Raw genomic sequence first — 17,827 nt, 5'->3', positions numbered from 1 at the left:
CTTTTGAAAACAATTACTAAAATAAGCATAAAATTTTTGTGAAAAAAGCTAATTGATAAAAGTCCACAAATCATATACGATAAAGTTAAATCCATAAAAGGGGGAATTATCCGTGAAAGAAATAAAAGTAAAATTAACTACAATTGAAAGTGTCAAAAATTTTGTAGAAAAAACTTCAAAATATCCTTTTGACATAGACGTGACTTCTGGTCGTTATGTAATAGACGCAAAATCAATAATGGGCCTTTTTAGCCTTAATTTAGAAAATGTCCTTACAGTAATACCTCACACAACTGATGAAGAAAGCTTGAAAAAATTAGAAGAAGATTTAAAAGAATTCATAGTATAATAGTATAAAAATAAAAGCGTAGAGACTACGCTTTTATTTTTATATCAAAGGCGGTGGAGTTGGTTCTATAGGCACAGCAATTTGTCCTGTCTTTGCATCAATATGCAAAATCCAATATCCCTCATCCCTCGCGCCTCTTAAATTTTCTTTAACTGGCTTCCAAACTACAAACCCTGTCATACCACCAAAAGGCTGGTCTGCAAGAGTAAAAAATCCTGGCATTCCATACACAATGTATTTTAATTCACCCTTCTCATCATTTACAAATCCCACAAGATAATGGTCAAAGCTTCCCTCCCCGTAACCCGTTTTAACTTTCCACCACCTATAACCTTCAAAATTTTTTTCAAAAGGCTGAACTTCCTCCAAAAAACTCACTATATTGTTAACATACTCTCTTAAATATTTTATATATCCTTCCTCTACTTCCTCCTCAAACTTAAAAGAAGTTTTCTGTTGTTGAGTATCAGAAGAATACATCAATGGCTTAGGAGTTTCTTCAGGGGCAGAAATATAAAAATTGGTTTCAAATTGAGTCTCTTCCGAAACATTTTGTAAAGTTTCATCTTTTTTAGTAAATTCATTTTTAATATTTTCATCTTCCGCACTTTCATAGTCTTGGGGTATCGCAGTTTCAGTTTCCTCCTGCTTAATTCCCCTATCATTCTTATCACTCTTCTCTGTTAATGTTTCTTCTTGTTTTACCTTTAACAGATATTTTTTATAAGCAGCCTTCCAGTTTGTAGTTTTCTTGTTTATAACAGATGCCAAAGGTACTAAAGTTTTTATGCCATCATGGGCTTCTATAAATGCTACAGAAAATTCCTCCCAACTAATTCCCGAATCTTTTACATTCTCTACATTAAAAGTCCATTCTCCTCCACCGCGTCCTTTATCATCTACTTTTATTGCTCCAAAATCTACAACAGCAACTTCTCCCTCGCCTTTTAGCAATTTCACATTATAGGAATACGTGGGATTAAGATTTTGCAAAGCCGCTGTTATTCTTCCTCTGCTTCCTCTAAACTCCACTTTTAAATAACCTGTCACTTCTTTTCCTTCAATAGAACATCCCTTGTCTTCTTGATTAAAGACAATATAAAACCTTTTATATATATTTATTGGCATTTATTCTTCCCCCTCATTTATCTTAAATATAACTTTGCAATATATATTATGAAAAGAGGGGGATTATTATTACTGCTTTGTCAAATCATAAATAACATTTGCCAAAGCAGCAAACTCCTCTATACTAAGAGTTTCTCCTCTCCTTTGAGGTGATAAGTTTGAAAGAGTAAAAGCTTTATCTATAATTTCTTTTGGAAGTCCTAAAGTTTTTAAAGCATTGGACAATACTTTTCTCCTTTGTCCAAAAGCAGCTTTTACCACGTTAGAAAATAACCTTTCATCTTTTACCTCAACTAAAGATTTATCAAGTATCTCTAATTTAACCAAAGAAGAATCTACCTTAGGTGGAGGAACAAAAACACTTGGTGGTAGATTAAAAAGTTTCTTAGGCTTTGCTTTAAAATTTATAAAAACTGTAAGTATCCCATAGTCCTTAGTACCCGGCAGAGCACAAATTCTTTCAGCAACTTCTTTTTGCACTAGCACAGTTATCTCTTTTACAAATTTACACTCTAAAAGCATCATTATTATAGGAGAAGTTATGTAATAAGGAAGATTAGCAACTACTTTAAAAGGCTTCCCTTCAAAATATTCATTAGCTATTTTATTTAAATCTACCTTCATTATATCTTCATTTATGATAATCACATTGTTATAAATGTTAAGTTTTTCTTTTGTTGCTTCATAAAGCTCTCTGTCAATTTCAAAAGAAATTACCTTTTTAACCATTTTAGCTAGTTCTTCTGTCAAAGTCCCTAATCCTGTTCCAATTTCTAGTACAAAATCTTCAGAAGCAACTCCCGAAGCAGTCACAATTTTTGCTAAAATATTTTTGTCAAATATGAAATTTTGTCCCCATTTTTTCTTTACATTAACCCCTTTTACTTTCATAGCTCCACCTCAAAAAATAAGACAGGGAAACCCTGTCTATTTTAAAATATAAACTTTCACGTATCTTCTTCCCCATTTAATTGTTTCCTCAAGAGTCGGGAAAAAAACATCAATTTTATCCCCTTTAATAGCTCCACCTGTATCTGCAGCAATTCCAAATCCATATCCTTCTACGTAAAGTCGTGTGCCCAAAGGTATAACCCTTGGATCTACAGCTATTACTCCCCTTGTAGCTTTCGTACCAGTAGCAGTTATCCCATAATTGGGATCTCCTGGTTTTTTACCGGTATCTGTTACGCTATTAGTATAAGCAGTAGCAACCATAGTTCTAATTTCCCTATACCTAAAAGTCTCTCCTCTTGAAGTAGTAAAAACTCCTAGTGTTCCAACATGCACAATTTGGTTTATCGGATTTTTTATTATCTTTTCCTCTATTATATTTTTTGCTACCTCTTTGCCGTTTTCATAAGTAACTTTCATCACAATTTGTTTTTTCCCAACTTCTCCTTGTTGAACTACTCTTACTTGTCCTCTTTCCATATTGTCATTCTTTACTGTCTCTGTTTGATATGGTATATCTACTTCTTGAGTAACAATTTTTTCTGTTACTTTTGTAACGTCGATGTACATGTACCTAAACACAGGCGTATCTAAACTCATATTCACTTTGTCTTGTGGTCCTAAAGTTATACTATTTTGTTGAAATACTTCTTTTACATTAGATGCAGTAGTGTAAATATCTTTTGCTTTTCCACCCACACAGATAGTGATAGGAACTGCTCTTTTGATAGTCACCTTCATGCCATTTTTTAAAGCAGTGTCTAAAGAAGGCGTTACTACATCTTCTTTTCTTAGCTTAATTCCTTTCTCTTCTAACAAATCCTTAACTGTTGATTTAAATGTTGTAACAACCATTTTTTTATCTTCATCCTGAAGGGTTATTTCCTTTTTTAAGCTTGCGTATGTTATAGCTCCGACAATCAATAGGAATACTGCAGCCAACGTTAGAAGAGCAACTGGTTTTTTAACTATTTCACCAAGTCGCTTTCTAAACTTGTCTGTATCCATCCCATAACCTCCTGTTAAAAATTTAATTTAGGGGAGTCGTAAGTAATTTTAATCCAATTAAATTGATTTGTCAAATTTTTATACACAATTTTTCATTTATGGGGAAACCAAACTCAATGATATTATACGCATTTTTTTGACTTTTGATACCTCCCCTCAAAACAGGAGGTTGTTTTTTAAAACTTTTATTTGAGAGGGATGTTAAAAAGTTTTATAGCATTTTCAGCAGTAATCCTACAAACCTCCTCATAAGGCATCTCTCTTAATTCTGCAATTTTTTTCGCTACAAATTTCACATACACCGGTGTATTCCTTTTTCCTCTATAAGGCTCAGGAGTAAGATAAGGGCTATCTGTCTCAATTAAAAGTTTTTCAATGGGAACAGCTTTTGCTACTTCTTTAGGTTTTTTTGCATTTTTAAATGTCACAGGCCCTCCTAAAGAAATGTAAAAATTCATTTCAATTACTTGAAAAGCCATTTCAACACTTCCCGAATAACTGTGAAAAACCCCTCTTAAATCTTTTGTCCATTCCTGTTTTAATATATCTAGTATATCTCCATGAGCATCCCTATCGTGTATTATTATTGGAAGATTTAGCTTTTTCGCAAGCCTTATTTGTTTTATAAAAATCTCTTTTTGAAACTCTTTGGGAGGGTCGTCGTAATAATAATCTAACCCTATTTCTCCTATTGCTACAACCTTTTCCTGTAAAGCTAATCTCTCTATTTCTTCCACTTTGTCAAATTCCCTTTGTGCATCATGGGGATGAATTCCAACAGAAGCATATATAAAGTCATAGTTATGAGCTAGCTCAATAGACTGTTTAGAAGTTAAGAGGTTAGACCCCACATTTATTAAAAATGTGAGGTCTTTTTTACATTCTTCAATAACTTTTTCTCTATCTCTATCGTATTTCTCATCTTCAAGATGAGCGTGAGAATCTACCAACAATTTTATCACTCCTTAGCTTATCTTTGCCCCACTTTCTATATCCCTGTCCACTGTAAGAAGAGACATTTTTCCTTCGGTAGATGCTGCTAAAAGCATTCCTTGAGACTCAATACCCTTTAGTTTCTTTGGCTCCAGATTATATACAATAATTATTTTCTTTCCTATAAGCTCTTCAGGAGTGTAATAACGAGCAATTCCTCCTACAATTTGCCTTGTCTCCTCTCCCACTTTAAGCTTCATCTTTATAAGCTTGTCAGAGCCTTCCACTTTTTCGGCTTCCAAAATCTCTGCAACCCTAAGCTGAATTTTTGCAAAATCCTCAATAGTGATATAATCTATCTTTTTCTCTTCCTCCTCTGCTTTTTCTTCTATAGCACTCAGTTCCTTATTTACATCTATTCTCGGGAAAATAATTTCTCCTCTTTTTACTTTTGTACCTTCTTTTAACAAACCAAACTTTAAGCTCTCCCAAGTCGTCAAATCTTTTTCTATTCCTAATTGTTCAAACATTTTTTGCGGGGTATTTGGCATAAAAGGAGATATAAGTATTGCAATAAATCTCAAAGCTTCCGCTAAATTATACAAAACAGTACCCAATCTTTCCTTTTTGCTTTCATCTTTCGCTAAAATCCAAGGCATTGTTTCATCAATGTACTTATTAGCTCGTCTTACTAATTTCCATATTTCAATTAAAGCGTTGGAAAACTGAAGTTTATCCATGTACTCTTCAACAGTTTTAGGTAGATTCTGTGCAGTATTTATAAGGTCATCATCTACTTCTTCTTTTTGTGAAGGCTTTGGCAGAATGCCCTCAAAGTATTTTTCAATCATTGTAACAGTCCTACTCAGCAAGTTTCCAAGGTCATTAGCAAGGTCTGAATTTATTCTGTTTATCAAAGCTTCATTAGAAAACACTCCATCCGCCCCAAAAGGCACTTCTCTCAAAAGAAAATATCTTACAGCATCCACGCCATATTTCCTAACCAGCTCTTTAGGGTCTACTACATTGCCTTTAGATTTTGACATCTTGCCTCCTTCCAGTATAAGCCAACCGTGTCCAAACACTTTTTTAGGAAGGGGCAAGTCAAGAGCCATAAGCATTGCTGGCCATATTATTGTGTGAAACCTCATTATCTCTTTTCCAACCAAATGAACATCTGCTGGCCAGTATTTTTTAAAGTCGTCGTCATGGTCTGTAGAATATCCTAAAGCAGTTATGTAATTTGACAAAGCATCTATCCAAACATAAATCACATGTCTTGGGTCAAAAGGTACCTTTATACCCCAGTCAAACGAACTCCTTGAGACAAACAAATCCTCCAAACCTGATTTTATAAAGTTTATCATCTCATTACGCCTTGACTCAGGCTGTATAAAATCAGGATGTTCATCATAATATTGTAACAGCCTATCCCCATATTTAGACAATTTAAAAAAATACCCTTCTTCTTTTACCCTTTCTACTGGTCTACCACAGTCTGGGCATTTCCCATCTACAAGCTGGCTTTCTGTCCAGAAAGATTCACAAGGAGTACAGTACCATCCCTCATATTCGCTTTTGTATATATCTCCTTTTTCATACAATTTCGTGAATATTTTTTGTACTATTTCCTCATGATATTTATCGGTTGTGCGAATAAATTGGTCATTACTTATATCCATTGTCTTCCATAAATCTTTTATCCATTCAACTATCCCGTCTACATATTCTTTAGGAGACATCCCTTTTTCTCTTGCTATTCTTTGAATTTTTTGCCCATGTTCATCAGTACCGGTCAAAAACTTGACATCATATCCGGTAAGCCTTTTAAACCTTGCCATCGCATCTGCAGCAACTGTAGTATATGAATGACCAATATGTAATTTATCACTGGGATAATAGATAGGTGTCGTAATGTAAAAAGTCTTTTTCATATCCATCCTCCTCTTTTTTTGTAAATAAAAAACTCGCCTCCACATAAGGGGCGAGATTGTCGCGGTACCACCCTTCTTCACATGCGCCTCACGACGCATGCCTCACAGAGTGCTAACACACTCCTACCCTGTAACGGGAGTTCCCGGTAAAACCTACTAGCCTTCGGCAGTACGGCTCCGGAGCCATCTTCAAAAGCCCAAACTTTATCGGTTCGCACCTCGCCCGACTCTCTGTGAAAGTTCAAGCTTTTTACTCTTTCCTTCATCGCCTTTTACTATATCTATTTATTCTTTAATATACCCTTTATAAAAAGTATTGTCAACTACCTTTTTAGTATATTTTCTGCATTAGTATAGCTTTTACAATTACACTCGTCGCAATATATCACATTTATGAAATCAAACCTCAAAAAAATGAACAACTTTTTGATATAGAAGCCGCTTCAGATGTAAAATATTTTACAAAAAGTAAAAACTATTCTTTTGATGTTTTAATCGAAATAGGTAAGGGTCAAAAAAATCCAAAAGAAAAAAGCAATTATACAAAAATAAAAGCTTTTTCATTTTCCTCTCTATCCCAAAAATGCTAACAATATTATATAATTGATTTTTAGTAATTGTCATCATAAATTTTTCTTATAATTTGGTTTCTTACACAAAAAAGTGTTAAAATAAATATCGAGAACATCAAAAAAATATAGAAAGGAAGGATTGCAATGCCTTTTATAACAATTGAAGGACCTGACAATTTAAGTAAGGAAACAAAAGCAAAACTTATTTCTGAACTTACAAAAGCAGCTTCACAAGTACTCAATATTCCTATAAATGCATTCTCAGTGATTATAAAAGAAAATAATCCAGACAATATAGGCGTAGGAGGAACCCCTCTCTCTGAACTACATAAAAAATAACTCTTATAAAAAAGAGATGCAGCGAAAATTTTTGCATCTCTTTTTAAATTATATTTTCTCTATTTTCATTCTTTCTTTTACAAACTCTACAGCATCTTCTTTATCTTGAATTTCTCCGTAAAATCTATTTTTCCTTATTTCATATAAAATCTGTCCTAATTTTTTCCCATCTTTTACATCAAAATTTATTATTATATCCAGCGGCGAAAGTAATGGTTTTTCTGTTTCTTTAAATTCTACATATCTTTTTAAAAGCTTGGTAATATAATCTGTAAACTTTGGTATCTCTTCCTCTTTACCTAAATTAAGCCTTGTAGCAGTAAAATCAGCCTGAGATAAAAGTAGAATCGCTATTGAATCATCCTTAAGTTCGGAAAAAAATCTAAAAAGAGATTTATTCGTTGGTCCGCCATTTACATAGTACATTAAAGGCTTCATGTGATAAAGGACAAGCTTCTTTAGCAAAGAAGACTCTTTTTTGGGCATTTTCATCCTTGATGCTATCTTTTTTACGATTTCTGCTCCTTTTGTCTCGTGGTTGTAAAAATGTACTCTATTTTCAGTATCAATGTATATGGATTCTGGTTTGCCTATATCGTGAAAAAGAGCTCCAAGTTTTATTATGTCCTTTACTTTGTTGTCAGAAGAAAGCTTTCTATCTAAATACTCCGAAACTATATCATATACGTCTTTGGGAAATCTCATAGAATTTATGATATTTTCGTATTCTTCTACAGTTTTTAGTGAATGTATCCAAGCATTTGTAAGGTGATAATAGCACTTTCCTACTTCTTTCATTTTAGCAACTTCTTCAAATATATTTTCCATAAGCTTTAAATCTTCCATCATTCTTAAATATTTGTGAGAATTCTTTTCTTTTAATATTATAAAAATTTCATTCATTATTCTCTCTGGCGCTACTTGTTTTATTAAGGCCGCTTCTTCTCTTATTTTAGCCTTTGTACCCTCATCAATATCAAATTTGTAAGTCGCAGCAAATCTTACGGCCCTCAAAGCCCTTAAAGGGTCTTCTTTAAAGGTCATCACACCCACATGCTTTATTTTCCTGTTTTTTATGTCCATCATGCCACCAAAAGGGTCAATAATATATTCAAATTCAAAATAATCCGTCAGTTTTATAGCCATAGCATTCATTGTAAAGTCTCTATGAGCTAAATCTATGTATATGTCTTCACCTCTTAAATTAGTAAAATCTAATATTTCATCTCCTACAGCAACCCTATATGTGCCTTTTTCCGCCATAAAAGGCACAAAAGTACCCCCTAATTTTTCTGCCGCTAATTTGGCGATTTTCTCTGCATCTTCCTGAACTACAAAATCATAATCTTTAGCTTCTCTATTTAAAATCCTGTCCCTTATGTATCCCCCAACAATATACAAATTATATGCTTCTTTTCCTAATTTTCTTATTAATTTTGGTATTGTTGCCACAAAAAATCATTCCTTTCCTTTTAAAAGGCAAAAACAACATTACACTATATAGTATAACAAAAGTGAAAAAGTGTACAAGTATTAAAAAAATAATCTGCTATAAAATACACAAGAAAGTATTGCAACAATATCTGCAAAAATTCCAGAGATAACAGAATGTCTCATCTTTTTTATTCCCACTGCCCCATAGTAAACAGCAAGAACATAAAAAGTGGTCTCAGTAGATCCATACATAGCAGAAGCCATTTTCCCGGTTAGAGAATCGGCACCATGAGTTTTTATAATCTCAGTCGCAATCCCCAAAGCACCACTTCCCGAAAGGGGTCTTATTAAAGCAAGAGGCACAAGTTCCTGTGACATGCCTATTTTATTTGTAAGAGGCATTAAAAATTTCCCTAACAAGTCAAGGGCTCCTGACGCTCTTAATACGCCTATTGCCACAAGCATCGCTACAAGAGCTGGAAATATTTTTACAACTACAGAAATTCCTTCTTTTGCCCCATCAACAAAAACTTCATACACTTTGACATTTTTTATGATTCCATAAAAAGGAATAATAAAAACAAGTATGGGGATAATCCATTCAGATATAATTTTAATCATTATTATTTTCACTCCTTAAATATAGGCATTTTTTCAAGGTATTTATTCAAAATAAGACCAGCTACAAGAGCAGTGCTAGTTGAAAGTACGCTGACAATCACAAAATCCGCAGGATTTTTAGCTCCCAAAGAAGCCCTTATTCCAATCATCACTGCAGGTATAAGCTGTATTGAAGCTGTATTTATCACTAAAAAGCGGCACATAGCATTTGAAGCACTGTCTTTTTTGTTGAGCTCTTGAAGGTATTCCATAGCCTTAATCCCAAAAGGTGTTGCTGCATTACCTAATCCCAACATATTAGCTGATATATTCATTATCATCGCTGAAATAGCTGGGTGGTCTTTTGGCACATCAGGAAAAAGCCTTATAATTGTAGGTTTTAGTAATTTTGCGATAATATCTGTAAGGCCTGACTTATCTGCAATTTTCATTATTCCAAGCCATAAAGACATTACACCAACTAACCCTATCGAAATAGCAACAGCAGTCTGTGCTGAATCAATTATAGCTTTGGATACTTCTGCCATTCTGCCATTTATTATTCCTACTAAAACTCCTATCGCTATCATAAAAAACCATATGTAATTTATCATGGTATAGCCCTCCCAAATTACCAAAAAAACTTCGTTTATGCTTTTCTTCTTATGTAATAAAATTTATGTTATTAACCTTAAAAAATTCCAAAAAAGGTGTTGACTTATTTTTCAAAACTTGGTATTATTATAAGTGAAGTTTAGTTGTCGAATTTTGTAACTCAGGAGGGGAGAAAAATGTTGAAATCCACAGGTATTGTAAGAAAAGTAGACGAATTGGGAAGGGTAGTAATACCAATCGAGCTCAGGAGGACACTTAACATAGCAGAAAGAGATGCTCTTGAAATCTATGTTGATGGGGAACAAATAGTCCTCAAAAAGTATGAGCCTGCTTGCATTTTCTGCGGCAACGCTGAGAATGTAATAAACTACAAAGGCAAAAATATATGTAAAAATTGCCTTGAAGAGTTAAAGAAATCTGTAGACTAATAGCAGGATAAATAATAGGAGGGTGTGTCCTCCTATTATTTATCCTCTTCTTTTTTTCTTTCCGGTTCTACATGGATTATCACATGGGAATCAGGGAATTTATCAGTTATTTGTTTTGAAACCTTATGGGACAATTCATGAGCGTCTACTATGTTGTAATTTCTGTCCACTCTCAAATGAACGTCTATTTCTCTTCGAGGCCCCGATTTTCTCGTTCTCAATTTGTGAAAACTTGTAATTTCAGAATTTGATTTTATTATATTCTCTATTTCTTTAACTTCCTCTTCTGGAAGACTAGTGTCTGTCAAATCTTTTAAAGCTTCCTTTGTCAACTCAATTGATGCTTTTATAATAAGCAATGCAACAAAAATAGCTATGATTGGATCCAAAATATCCAATTTAGTGACTTTTATGGCAACAAGTCCTAGTGTAACTCCCAAAGACGTAAATACATCAGTTAAAAGGTGCATTGCATCTGCTTTTAAGGCAATAGAATTTTCTTCTTTAGATACTTTAAACAAAAAATATGATACTACTCCATTTACAAAAGATGCAAAAAGCATGACAATAATGCCCATTCCTAAATTTTCTACATAAGTACCAGTAATTATTCTTCGCACTGCCTCATATATGATAAGTATAGCTGCAAAAAAAATTAAAATAGCTTCCACAAAGCCAGAAACGTTCTCATATTTGCTGTGTCCAAAAGGGTGGTCCTCATCTGCGGGTTTTACTGCTACTCGTATGGAGAAAAAGGCAATTAGACTAGCAATTAAATCAATTGAAGAATGTATGGCTTCAGAAATTACCCCTACTGAATGCATTAGTATACCTGCCAACAATTTTATAGCTATCAATACACTGTTAGAAACCACAGATAGCAAAGCTGCGTTTTGTTTATTCATAACATCCTCCATATTCTCAATTGAAATTTCACTGTTGATATATATTATAGTTTATTGGTGAAAAATATGCAAATATTTTTAATTTGGGATATTGAAAATCAAATTCAATTGATAATAACTATTATTTCCAACTTCTTTACTTTTTTCCTATAGTAAGTTTATACACTTGACTTTTGGGTATTCCCAATTCCTTAGCAACTTTTTTAATAACCTCTTTTTTATCCATTCCTTCCTCAAGGTATTTTTGAATTAATTTTTCTGGTTTTTCTTCAACTTGTTGTTTTTGTGCTCCTTCAATAATTAGTACAATTTCACCTTTTATTTCATCCCCCAGTTTCGTTAAAACCTCATCTATTGTCCCTCTTATAAATTCTTCATGAATTTTAGTAAGTTCTCTTGCTATGACAATCTTTCTTTCAGCTACATAAGATTTCAATTTGTGGAGAGTTTCTTTTAAACGATGAGGTGCCTCATAAAGTATGACAGTTCTCTCTTCTTTTGAAATACGGTTTAGCCTTTCTTCTCTTTCTTTATTTTTTGTCGGCAAAAAACCTTCAAAAACAAAGGAAGAAGTATTTAATCCTGAAGCAACTAAAGCGGTAATTGCAGCAGTTGGACCAGGCAATGACACAACTTTTATGTCTTCTTCTATGCAAAGTTTCACAAGGTCTTCCCCAGGGTCTGAGATTGCAGGTGTACCTGCATCTGTAACTAAGGCAATTGACTTCCCTTTTTTTAATTCCTCTATAAGTTTTACCCCTTTTGTCCTTTTGTTATGTTCATGGTAACTGGTAAGAGGTTTTTTTATGTCAAAATGATTTAAAAGTTTAAGAGTTTGCCTCGTATCTTCGGCAGCTATAATATCAACTTCTTTTAAAGTTTTTAAAACTCTTAAAGTTATATCTTCTAAATTACCAATAGGAGTGGGACATAAATATAATACCCCATAATTTTCCATCTTTATTCCTCCTCTAATTGCGTTTTAGAGTATATTTCTATAATTTCTTTTGTATACTCTCCACTTTTTTCATACACATAAAGGGGAGCCAATATGTTTAAACCTGGCTGAGAACCTTTTTTTGATTCTATTAGCAAAAGATTGGGTTTACTATCTACATAAGGATGCACAAATCTCAATTTTTTAGGTTCTAAATTGTATTTTCTCAAAAAATACAAAATGTCAACTAATCTTTCTGTTCTATGAATCATAAAAAATTTTCCTCCAAATTTTAAAAGTTTCGAAGCAGCCTTTATAAATTCCTCAAGTCCTCCATATATTTCGTATCTCGCGATATTTTCTGACTTTTGTTTTTTATCAAATCCCGTTTTTACTAGCATATAGGGAGGATTTGAAGTCACTATATCAAATTTTTCATATCCTAATATCTTTTCTAATCCTCTTACATCGCCTTTTATTATTTTTATTCTTTCTTCCATTTTATTAATAACTACACTTCTTGTAGCCATATCCGCCATATCTTCTTGTATCTCAACACCGTAAATAAAGGTATCTTGAGTTTTAGCAGCAATTAAAATAGGTATTATGCCAGACCCACATCCTAAATCTACAATTTTATCTCCTTTTTTAGCAGTAACAAAATTAGCAAGCAATACCGCATCCATTCCGAATTTAAATTTATCCTTGTGTTGAATTATAACTAAATCTTTCAAGTTTAATTCATCTAATCTTTCCCCATCTCTTAACATTTTATCACCTCTATAATATTCTTGATTTATTTTATCACAATTGCCAAAAGTTTTTATTAACTTTTTAAATACGTATTGAAAATTGAAGTAGTGCACAGTATACTATATAAAGAATTTAAACATTAGGAGGATGAAAAGTTGACAAAAGTAGTTACTGCTCCCCGCGTAAATTCAGAAATAAATAAATTAAAAACAACGATTTTGCACAGGCCAGGGAAAGAATTGGAAAGATTGACCCCTCAAAATTTATCCGAGCTTCTTTTCGACGATATCCCTTGGGTTAGAAGGATCCAAGAAGAACACGACAACTTTGCAAGAGTATTGCAGCAAAATGAAGTCCAAGTACTGTATTTACAAAATCTCTTAGAAGAAATATTAAAAGAAGAAGATGTAAAAGAAAAATTTATTGAGGAATTACTTCAAGTAAATGGAGTTACCTCTCCAAAAATCAATAACTATTTAAAAGAATTCCTTAAAGAAAAATCTTCAAACGAAGTTGCCGAAATAGCAATTGCAGGTTTGGCTCTAAATGAAATAAAGATAAAAAAATCTATGATGGGTTTAGCAGAATACATATACCAAGATAATTATTTTTATATAAAGCCCTTACCAAACCTTTATTTTACAAGAGACCCCGGAGCAATGATAGATGGCGGCTTAATGATAAGTTCTATGAAAACAGCAGCGCGAAAACCAGAAACTTTAATATTAAAATACATTTATAAATATCATGAAATTTTTAGAAAAAATAATATTCCTTGGTGGTACGATGATAGCTATCCTCATTCCATAGAGGGCGGAGATGTGCTGGTATTAAGCGAAAAAGTAATTGCAGTAGGATGTAGTGAAAGAACAACTCCTCAGGCAATAGAACAATTAGCCCATAATTTATTTGAAAAAGGTTCCTCTGTCGAAAGAATATTGGTAGTGCAAATCCCTATAAACCGTTCTTATATGCATTTAGATACAGTTTTCACCATGGTTGACACAAACAGATTTGTTTTTTATCCAGGAATAAAAAACGAGTTGAGAGTATTTAGCATCATAAAAGAGGAAAAAGGTTTCTCTATACATCAGGAAAAAGATTTGCAAACAGCATTAAAAAATGCGCTAAATCTCTACACAATAGATATAATACCAACTGGCGGGTTAAATGCAATAACTTCTGCAAGAGAACAATGGAATGACAGTACAAACACTTTAGCTATCGCTCCGGGAGTTATTGTAACCTATTCTAGAAATGAAATATCTAATAAAATAATGGAAAAAGAAGGAATAAAGGTAATCCCTATTGAAGGGTCGGAACTTTCAAGAGGAAGAGGCGGTCCTCGTTGTATGACTATGCCCCTTTTAAGAGAATAAATTAAATCACAGTCCCCTTTTTATGCATAAATTTAAAGCATAAAAAGGGGATTTTTTAATTTGCATTGAAAAGTTATTAACAAATTAACAGATTTAACCTTTCTGTTGTTAATAAATTTTTAATAATTTAATGGTATAATGTTTGGGTGTCAATTTACTAACTGAAAAGGAAGGATAATCTATGAAAAAGTTTTTTGCAATTTTTTTATGTCTTGTGTTTATTTTCTTTGCAGTTTCCCCTTCAATTTCTTTTGCATCTCCAACAAAGAATAAAATAGCAGTGCTCTTTATTTTAGATAGGACAAGTATTAATGACCTTGCTAAATACAATCTTCCAAATATAAAAAAGTTATTAGACATAGGTTCCTTAGCACTTATGAATACAAGAGCAGCCGGAAGTTATTCAGAACCTTCTTCTTATCTCACCATAGGAACAGGTACCCGAGCTTCGGCTGGTGAAATGGGTAGCTTATGTTTTAACAAGGATGAAGTTTATGGCTATACTTCTGCAGAAAAATTATATCACCTTTACACTGGGAAACTTCCACAAGAAGGTAATATAGTTAACTTAGGAATACAAGATTTAATAAATCAAGCTTCTACTTTAAATTATACTGTTACGCCGGGATTGTTAGGTGAACTTTTAAAAAGAAATGAAATTAACGTGTACGTATTAGGGAACTCTGACATAAAGACTCTCTCAGGAATATCCTATAAAAGATATGCCCCTTTAATTGGCATGGACAAAAACGGGATATCTGAGGGAGATATTAGCGAAGATTTATTAGTAAAAGATGATAATAGTCCTTACATGGTAAAAGCCGATTATGAAAAACTTTACAATAAATTTGTAGAATACAGTAAAAATGGTGGCCTCATTATTATAGACCCTGGAGATATTTTAAGGGCAGATGTATTTCCTAAATATACTTCCCCTTCCTTGGCTCAGCGTTACAGAGAAAAGGCATTATATGAATCTGATAAACTTATAGGTAAAATATTATCTGATTTGGATTTGTCTAAAGATTTATTTATTGTCGTGACTCCTTATCCTTCTAATCAAGATATACAAATTAACAATTTAATTACCCCTGTAATAATAGCAGGTCCTTCTTATTCACAAGGCTTTGCGACTTCTAATACTACAAAGCGCCAAGGAATTATTACAAATTTAGACATAGCACCAACAATATTATCATACTTTAACATAGAACCCCCTGTAGAAATGTTGGGACATCCAATTGAAAGCATCAAATACCAAAACGCCCTTGGTTATCTTATCAACGCAGATAAAATGATAGTTTCTGTCCACAATGCTAGACCATTGGTATTGAAAAGTTACGTTTTGTTTTTAGTCATTGTGCTAATACTTTATATAGGCCTATTGTTCTTGAAAAAAGAATATTTAAAGTATTTGACACCTATAATTTTAGGAGTAATGACTGTTCCTCTGACATTTTTAATTCTGCCTTTATTAGGCCCCTTATCTCTTTACTTAAACATTGTGGCTGTTGTTGTTTTAACTGGATTAATTGACGGGTTAATCATGTATTTTGTAAAAAATGATTTAGATAGACTAATGGTAATAAGTTTGGTAACCACAATCACAATAATAATAGATTTGTTACTTAATTCTCCTTTGATGAAAAACTCTATATTAGGATATGACGTCATAAGCGGAGCTAGGTTCTATGGAATAGGAAATGAATACATGGGAGTCTTGATAGGTTCTTCAATTATGGGAACTATGGCATTAATTGAAAAATATAAAACCAAGAGCGTAAAAATTTTAGGCTTTACCCTTTTTACTGTTGCATTTTGGTTAATGGTTCTACCACAATTTGGAGCAAAAGTCGGTGGATTTATAACTGGTTTTATGGCTTTTGGTTCCACAATTTTGATGCTCTTTGGAGTAAAAATAAATAAAAAGACCTTTTTAATAATGTTTATCTCTATGGTAATATTACTATTTTTGATGTTTATAGCTTCAATGTTTTTTGGAACCACTACCCATATGGCCCAAACAGCTATTATTGTAAAAAGTGAAGGTATAAATTCTTTGTTCCAAATTTTTACAAGAAAGCTTCAAATGGAGCTTAACCTTATAAGATACACTATATGGTCATGGGTACTTATAATATCTATTTTAGTACTATTTATACTATCTTATAGACCAACGGGAGTACTTAAAAACATCTTCAAAAATTATAAATACGTGTATTACGGATTTTTTGGCAGTATCGTAGGTATGCTTTTTGCTCTTGCCTTCAACGATGCTGGCATTGTAGCAGCAGCCACTACCTGTATATACGCAATACCTCCTATTTTACTACTCCTTCAAAGGAATGTATAATAAATAATCACTGTAGCGATAGTGTAAAATTATCGTAGGATTTTTAAAGTGAAAAAAACAAGAGACAACCCCTGTGATAAAATAGAACTTGGAAACAAAACATCACAGAAAGGGGTGTCTCTTGTGAAAAAATATATTTTTGAAGATATTATACTACAAAATGCTCTAAATTTCACTAGAGAAGTGATAGAAATTTTTGGTGATTTATTAAACGAAGGAATGGATATTACAAGACTTGTAGCAAGAATAAAGGAAATCACGGACAAACTAGGTAGTGAAGTAATAGAAGCCTTTATATTTGGCTCCTTTTAAAGGGTATGTTATAATTGTTATTGTAGCAATTGACCCAACAAAAACAAGGAGATGATAATGTGGTTTTAACCTCTCTAGAAATTCTCGCCTTTTCTTTTATAGCAGGAATTTTTGGAGCCCTTTTAGGATTAGGAGGAGGAATAATTGTAATTCCAGCTCTTACTTTGTTATTAGGTGTAGATATCAAATACGCTATAGGTGCAAGTATAGTTTCAGTCATCGCAACTTCCAGTGGGGCAGCAGTTGCATATGTGAGAGACAAAATTACAAATTTGAGAATAGGGATGTTTTTGGAAATCGCTACAACTACAGGAGCTATAACAGGAGCTTACATTGCAGGATTGATAAGCCCAAAATATCTTTATATAATTTTTGGCATTGTGCTTTTGTATTCGGCTTTAGCTATGCTTAGAAAAAGGCATGAAGAATTGCCTCAAAATGTCGTATCTCACCCTTTAGCTAAAAAATTGAAATTAGAAGGGTCCTATTTTGACAAAGTGTTAAATAAAGAAGTAAAATACAAAGTAGCGGGAGTTTACAGCGGTTTTGGAACAATGTATGTAGCTGGCGTTTTATCAGGACTTCTAGGAATAGGAAGTGGTATTTTTAAAGTTATGGCAATGGATTTATTTATGAAATTGCCTATGAAGGTCTCTACCGCTACAAGCAATTTCATGATTGGAGTGACTGCTGCAGCCAGTGCAGGTGTGTATTTAATGAGAGGTTATATAGACCCAAAAATAGCCGGTCCAGTAGCTTTAGGAGTTCTATTAGGAGCAATGTTGGGAACAAGAATAATGGAAAAACTTAAAAATACTACTATAAGGAAAATATTTATACCAGTGCTCGCCTATATTTCTATTCAAATGCTTATAAAAGGCTTGGGGGTGTAAAACC

General features: G+C 33.0%; 17 protein-coding genes, 1 pseudogene and 1 other annotated feature. Of the genes and pseudogenes, 7 read left to right on the top strand and 11 right to left on the bottom strand.

All coding sequences use genetic code 11. From position 1 onward, the window contains the following. Positions 1-112: 112 nt before the first annotated feature. Positions 113-349, top strand: a complete 237-nt coding sequence (locus tag THEWI_RS00665; protein WP_003867338.1) for an HPr family phosphocarrier protein — start codon at positions 113-115, stop codon at positions 347-349. Positions 350-388: 39 nt separating this feature from the next. Here THEWI_RS00665 and THEWI_RS00660 read toward each other — a convergent pair whose 3' ends face one another. The 5 genes from THEWI_RS00660 to metG all read right to left on the bottom strand — a co-directional run bounded on the left by THEWI_RS00660 (position 389) and on the right by metG (position 6,348). Then, positions 389-1,477, bottom strand: a complete 1,089-nt coding sequence (locus THEWI_RS00660) for a hypothetical protein (protein WP_014062044.1) — start codon at positions 1,475-1,477, stop codon at positions 389-391. A gap of 69 nt (positions 1,478-1,546) precedes the next feature. Further along, a complete protein-coding gene (rsmA, locus tag THEWI_RS00655; RefSeq protein WP_014062043.1) occupies positions 1,547-2,368 on the bottom strand; it encodes a 16S rRNA (adenine(1518)-N(6)/adenine(1519)-N(6))-dimethyltransferase RsmA in 822 nt (273 codons plus the stop codon). 36 nt (positions 2,369-2,404) lie between these two features. After that, the gene (locus THEWI_RS00650; protein WP_014062042.1) at positions 2,405-3,436 is read right to left on the bottom strand and encodes a ubiquitin-like domain-containing protein; all 1,032 of its coding nucleotides are present in this window, start codon (positions 3,434-3,436) and stop codon (positions 2,405-2,407) included. Positions 3,437-3,621: 185 nt separating this feature from the next. Beyond that, a complete protein-coding gene (locus THEWI_RS00645) occupies positions 3,622-4,389 on the bottom strand; it encodes a TatD family hydrolase (RefSeq protein ID WP_003868926.1) in 768 nt (255 codons plus the stop codon). Positions 4,390-4,401: 12 nt separating this feature from the next. Then, positions 4,402-6,348, bottom strand: coding sequence for a methionine--tRNA ligase (metG, locus tag THEWI_RS00640; protein WP_074592786.1), 1,947 nt, complete (start codon positions 6,346-6,348; stop codon positions 4,402-4,404). Next, positions 6,347-6,578, bottom strand: a binding site (T-box leader). It overlaps the preceding gene by 2 nt. A 441-nt stretch (positions 6,579-7,019) precedes the next feature. On the opposite strand from metG, the gene dmpI reads away from it, so the two are divergent. After that, a complete protein-coding gene (gene dmpI, locus THEWI_RS00635) occupies positions 7,020-7,214 on the top strand; it encodes a 4-oxalocrotonate tautomerase DmpI (protein WP_003868924.1) in 195 nt (64 codons plus the stop codon). 48 nt (positions 7,215-7,262) lie between these two features. Here dmpI and THEWI_RS00630 read toward each other — a convergent pair whose 3' ends face one another. The 3 genes from THEWI_RS00630 to THEWI_RS00620 form a co-directional block, all read right to left on the bottom strand. Then, on the bottom strand, positions 7,263-8,666 hold the full coding sequence (locus tag THEWI_RS00630; protein ID WP_014062041.1) for a CCA tRNA nucleotidyltransferase: 1,404 nt from the start codon (positions 8,664-8,666) through the stop codon (positions 7,263-7,265). Positions 8,667-8,747: 81 nt separating this feature from the next. Further along, complete coding sequence (locus THEWI_RS00625) at positions 8,748-9,269, bottom strand: spore maturation protein (protein WP_014062040.1); 522 nt, start codon at positions 9,267-9,269, stop codon at positions 8,748-8,750. A gap of 8 nt (positions 9,270-9,277) precedes the next feature. Beyond that, positions 9,278-9,862, bottom strand: a complete 585-nt coding sequence (locus THEWI_RS00620; RefSeq protein ID WP_003868921.1) for a nucleoside recognition domain-containing protein — start codon at positions 9,860-9,862, stop codon at positions 9,278-9,280. A 177-nt stretch (positions 9,863-10,039) separates the two neighbouring features. Here THEWI_RS00620 and THEWI_RS00615 point away from each other — a divergent pair, with 177 nt between their 5' ends. Continuing rightward, positions 10,040-10,291 carry an AbrB/MazE/SpoVT family DNA-binding domain-containing protein gene (locus THEWI_RS00615; protein ID WP_003867347.1) on the top strand — a complete coding sequence of 84 codons (252 nt, stop codon included), beginning with the start codon at positions 10,040-10,042 and terminating at the stop codon, positions 10,289-10,291. A gap of 35 nt (positions 10,292-10,326) precedes the next feature. On the opposite strand, the gene THEWI_RS00610 is transcribed toward THEWI_RS00615, so the two are convergent. The 3 genes from THEWI_RS00610 to THEWI_RS00600 all read right to left on the bottom strand — a co-directional run bounded on the left by THEWI_RS00610 (position 10,327) and on the right by THEWI_RS00600 (position 12,903). Further along, a complete protein-coding gene (locus THEWI_RS00610) occupies positions 10,327-11,196 on the bottom strand; it encodes a cation diffusion facilitator family transporter (protein WP_003868920.1) in 870 nt (289 codons plus the stop codon). A 136-nt stretch (positions 11,197-11,332) separates the two neighbouring features. Next, the gene (rsmI, locus tag THEWI_RS00605) at positions 11,333-12,154 is read right to left on the bottom strand and encodes a 16S rRNA (cytidine(1402)-2'-O)-methyltransferase (RefSeq protein WP_014062039.1); all 822 of its coding nucleotides are present in this window, start codon (positions 12,152-12,154) and stop codon (positions 11,333-11,335) included. 2 nt (positions 12,155-12,156) lie between these two features. Further along, a complete protein-coding gene (locus tag THEWI_RS00600) occupies positions 12,157-12,903 on the bottom strand; it encodes a tRNA1(Val) (adenine(37)-N6)-methyltransferase (RefSeq protein ID WP_014062038.1) in 747 nt (248 codons plus the stop codon). A gap of 138 nt (positions 12,904-13,041) precedes the next feature. On the opposite strand from THEWI_RS00600, the gene arcA reads away from it, so the two are divergent. The 4 genes and pseudogenes from arcA to THEWI_RS00580 all read left to right on the top strand — a co-directional run bounded on the left by arcA (position 13,042) and on the right by THEWI_RS00580 (position 17,823). Next, a complete protein-coding gene (arcA, locus tag THEWI_RS00595; protein ID WP_014062037.1) occupies positions 13,042-14,265 on the top strand; it encodes an arginine deiminase in 1,224 nt (407 codons plus the stop codon). 181 nt (positions 14,266-14,446) lie between these two features. Further along, positions 14,447-16,618: an alkaline phosphatase family protein gene (locus tag THEWI_RS00590; RefSeq protein WP_014062036.1), complete on the top strand. Its 2,172-nt coding sequence runs from the start codon at positions 14,447-14,449 to the stop codon at positions 16,616-16,618. Between the two features lie 123 nt (positions 16,619-16,741). Then, a pseudogene (locus THEWI_RS14085) lies at positions 16,742-16,915 on the top strand (ISLre2 family transposase); the annotation flags it as partial. Between the two features lie 74 nt (positions 16,916-16,989). Then, a complete protein-coding gene (locus THEWI_RS00580; RefSeq protein WP_003868914.1) occupies positions 16,990-17,823 on the top strand; it encodes a sulfite exporter TauE/SafE family protein in 834 nt (277 codons plus the stop codon). The last annotated feature ends 4 nt before the right edge of the window (positions 17,824-17,827 follow it).

Source organism: Thermoanaerobacter wiegelii Rt8.B1 (assembly GCF_000147695.2).
Taxonomy (GTDB): domain Bacteria; phylum Bacillota; class Thermoanaerobacteria; order Thermoanaerobacterales; family Thermoanaerobacteraceae; genus Thermoanaerobacter; species Thermoanaerobacter ethanolicus.
Note: the sequence above shows the minus strand (reverse complement) of the source record. Positions and strands in the feature narration are given on the sequence as shown.

What these genes read in the sequence shown, in the direction of transcription:
- THEWI_RS00660 (WP_014062044.1), bottom strand. Translation starts at nt 1,477, where the DNA reads ATGCCAATAAATATATATAAAAGGTTTTATATTGTCTTTAATCAAGAA.
- rsmA (WP_014062043.1), bottom strand. Translation starts at nt 2,368, where the DNA reads ATGAAAGTAAAAGGGGTTAATGTAAAGAAAAAATGGGGACAAAATTTC.
- THEWI_RS00650 (WP_014062042.1), bottom strand. Translation starts at nt 3,436, where the DNA reads ATGGATACAGACAAGTTTAGAAAGCGACTTGGTGAAATAGTTAAAAAA.
- metG (WP_074592786.1), bottom strand. Translation starts at nt 6,348, where the DNA reads ATGTGGAGGCGAGTTTTTTATTTACAAAAAAAGAGGAGGATGGATATG.
- dmpI (WP_003868924.1), top strand. Translation starts at nt 7,020, where the DNA reads ATGCCTTTTATAACAATTGAAGGACCTGACAATTTAAGTAAGGAAACA.
- THEWI_RS00625 (WP_014062040.1), bottom strand. Translation starts at nt 9,269, where the DNA reads ATGATTAAAATTATATCTGAATGGATTATCCCCATACTTGTTTTTATT.
- THEWI_RS00620 (WP_003868921.1), bottom strand. Translation starts at nt 9,862, where the DNA reads ATGATAAATTACATATGGTTTTTTATGATAGCGATAGGAGTTTTAGTA.
- THEWI_RS00615 (WP_003867347.1), top strand. Translation starts at nt 10,040, where the DNA reads ATGTTGAAATCCACAGGTATTGTAAGAAAAGTAGACGAATTGGGAAGG.
- THEWI_RS00610 (WP_003868920.1), bottom strand. Translation starts at nt 11,196, where the DNA reads ATGAATAAACAAAACGCAGCTTTGCTATCTGTGGTTTCTAACAGTGTA.
- rsmI (WP_014062039.1), bottom strand. Translation starts at nt 12,154, where the DNA reads ATGGAAAATTATGGGGTATTATATTTATGTCCCACTCCTATTGGTAAT.
- THEWI_RS00600 (WP_014062038.1), bottom strand. Translation starts at nt 12,903, where the DNA reads ATGTTAAGAGATGGGGAAAGATTAGATGAATTAAACTTGAAAGATTTA.
- THEWI_RS00590 (WP_014062036.1), top strand. Translation starts at nt 14,447, where the DNA reads ATGAAAAAGTTTTTTGCAATTTTTTTATGTCTTGTGTTTATTTTCTTT.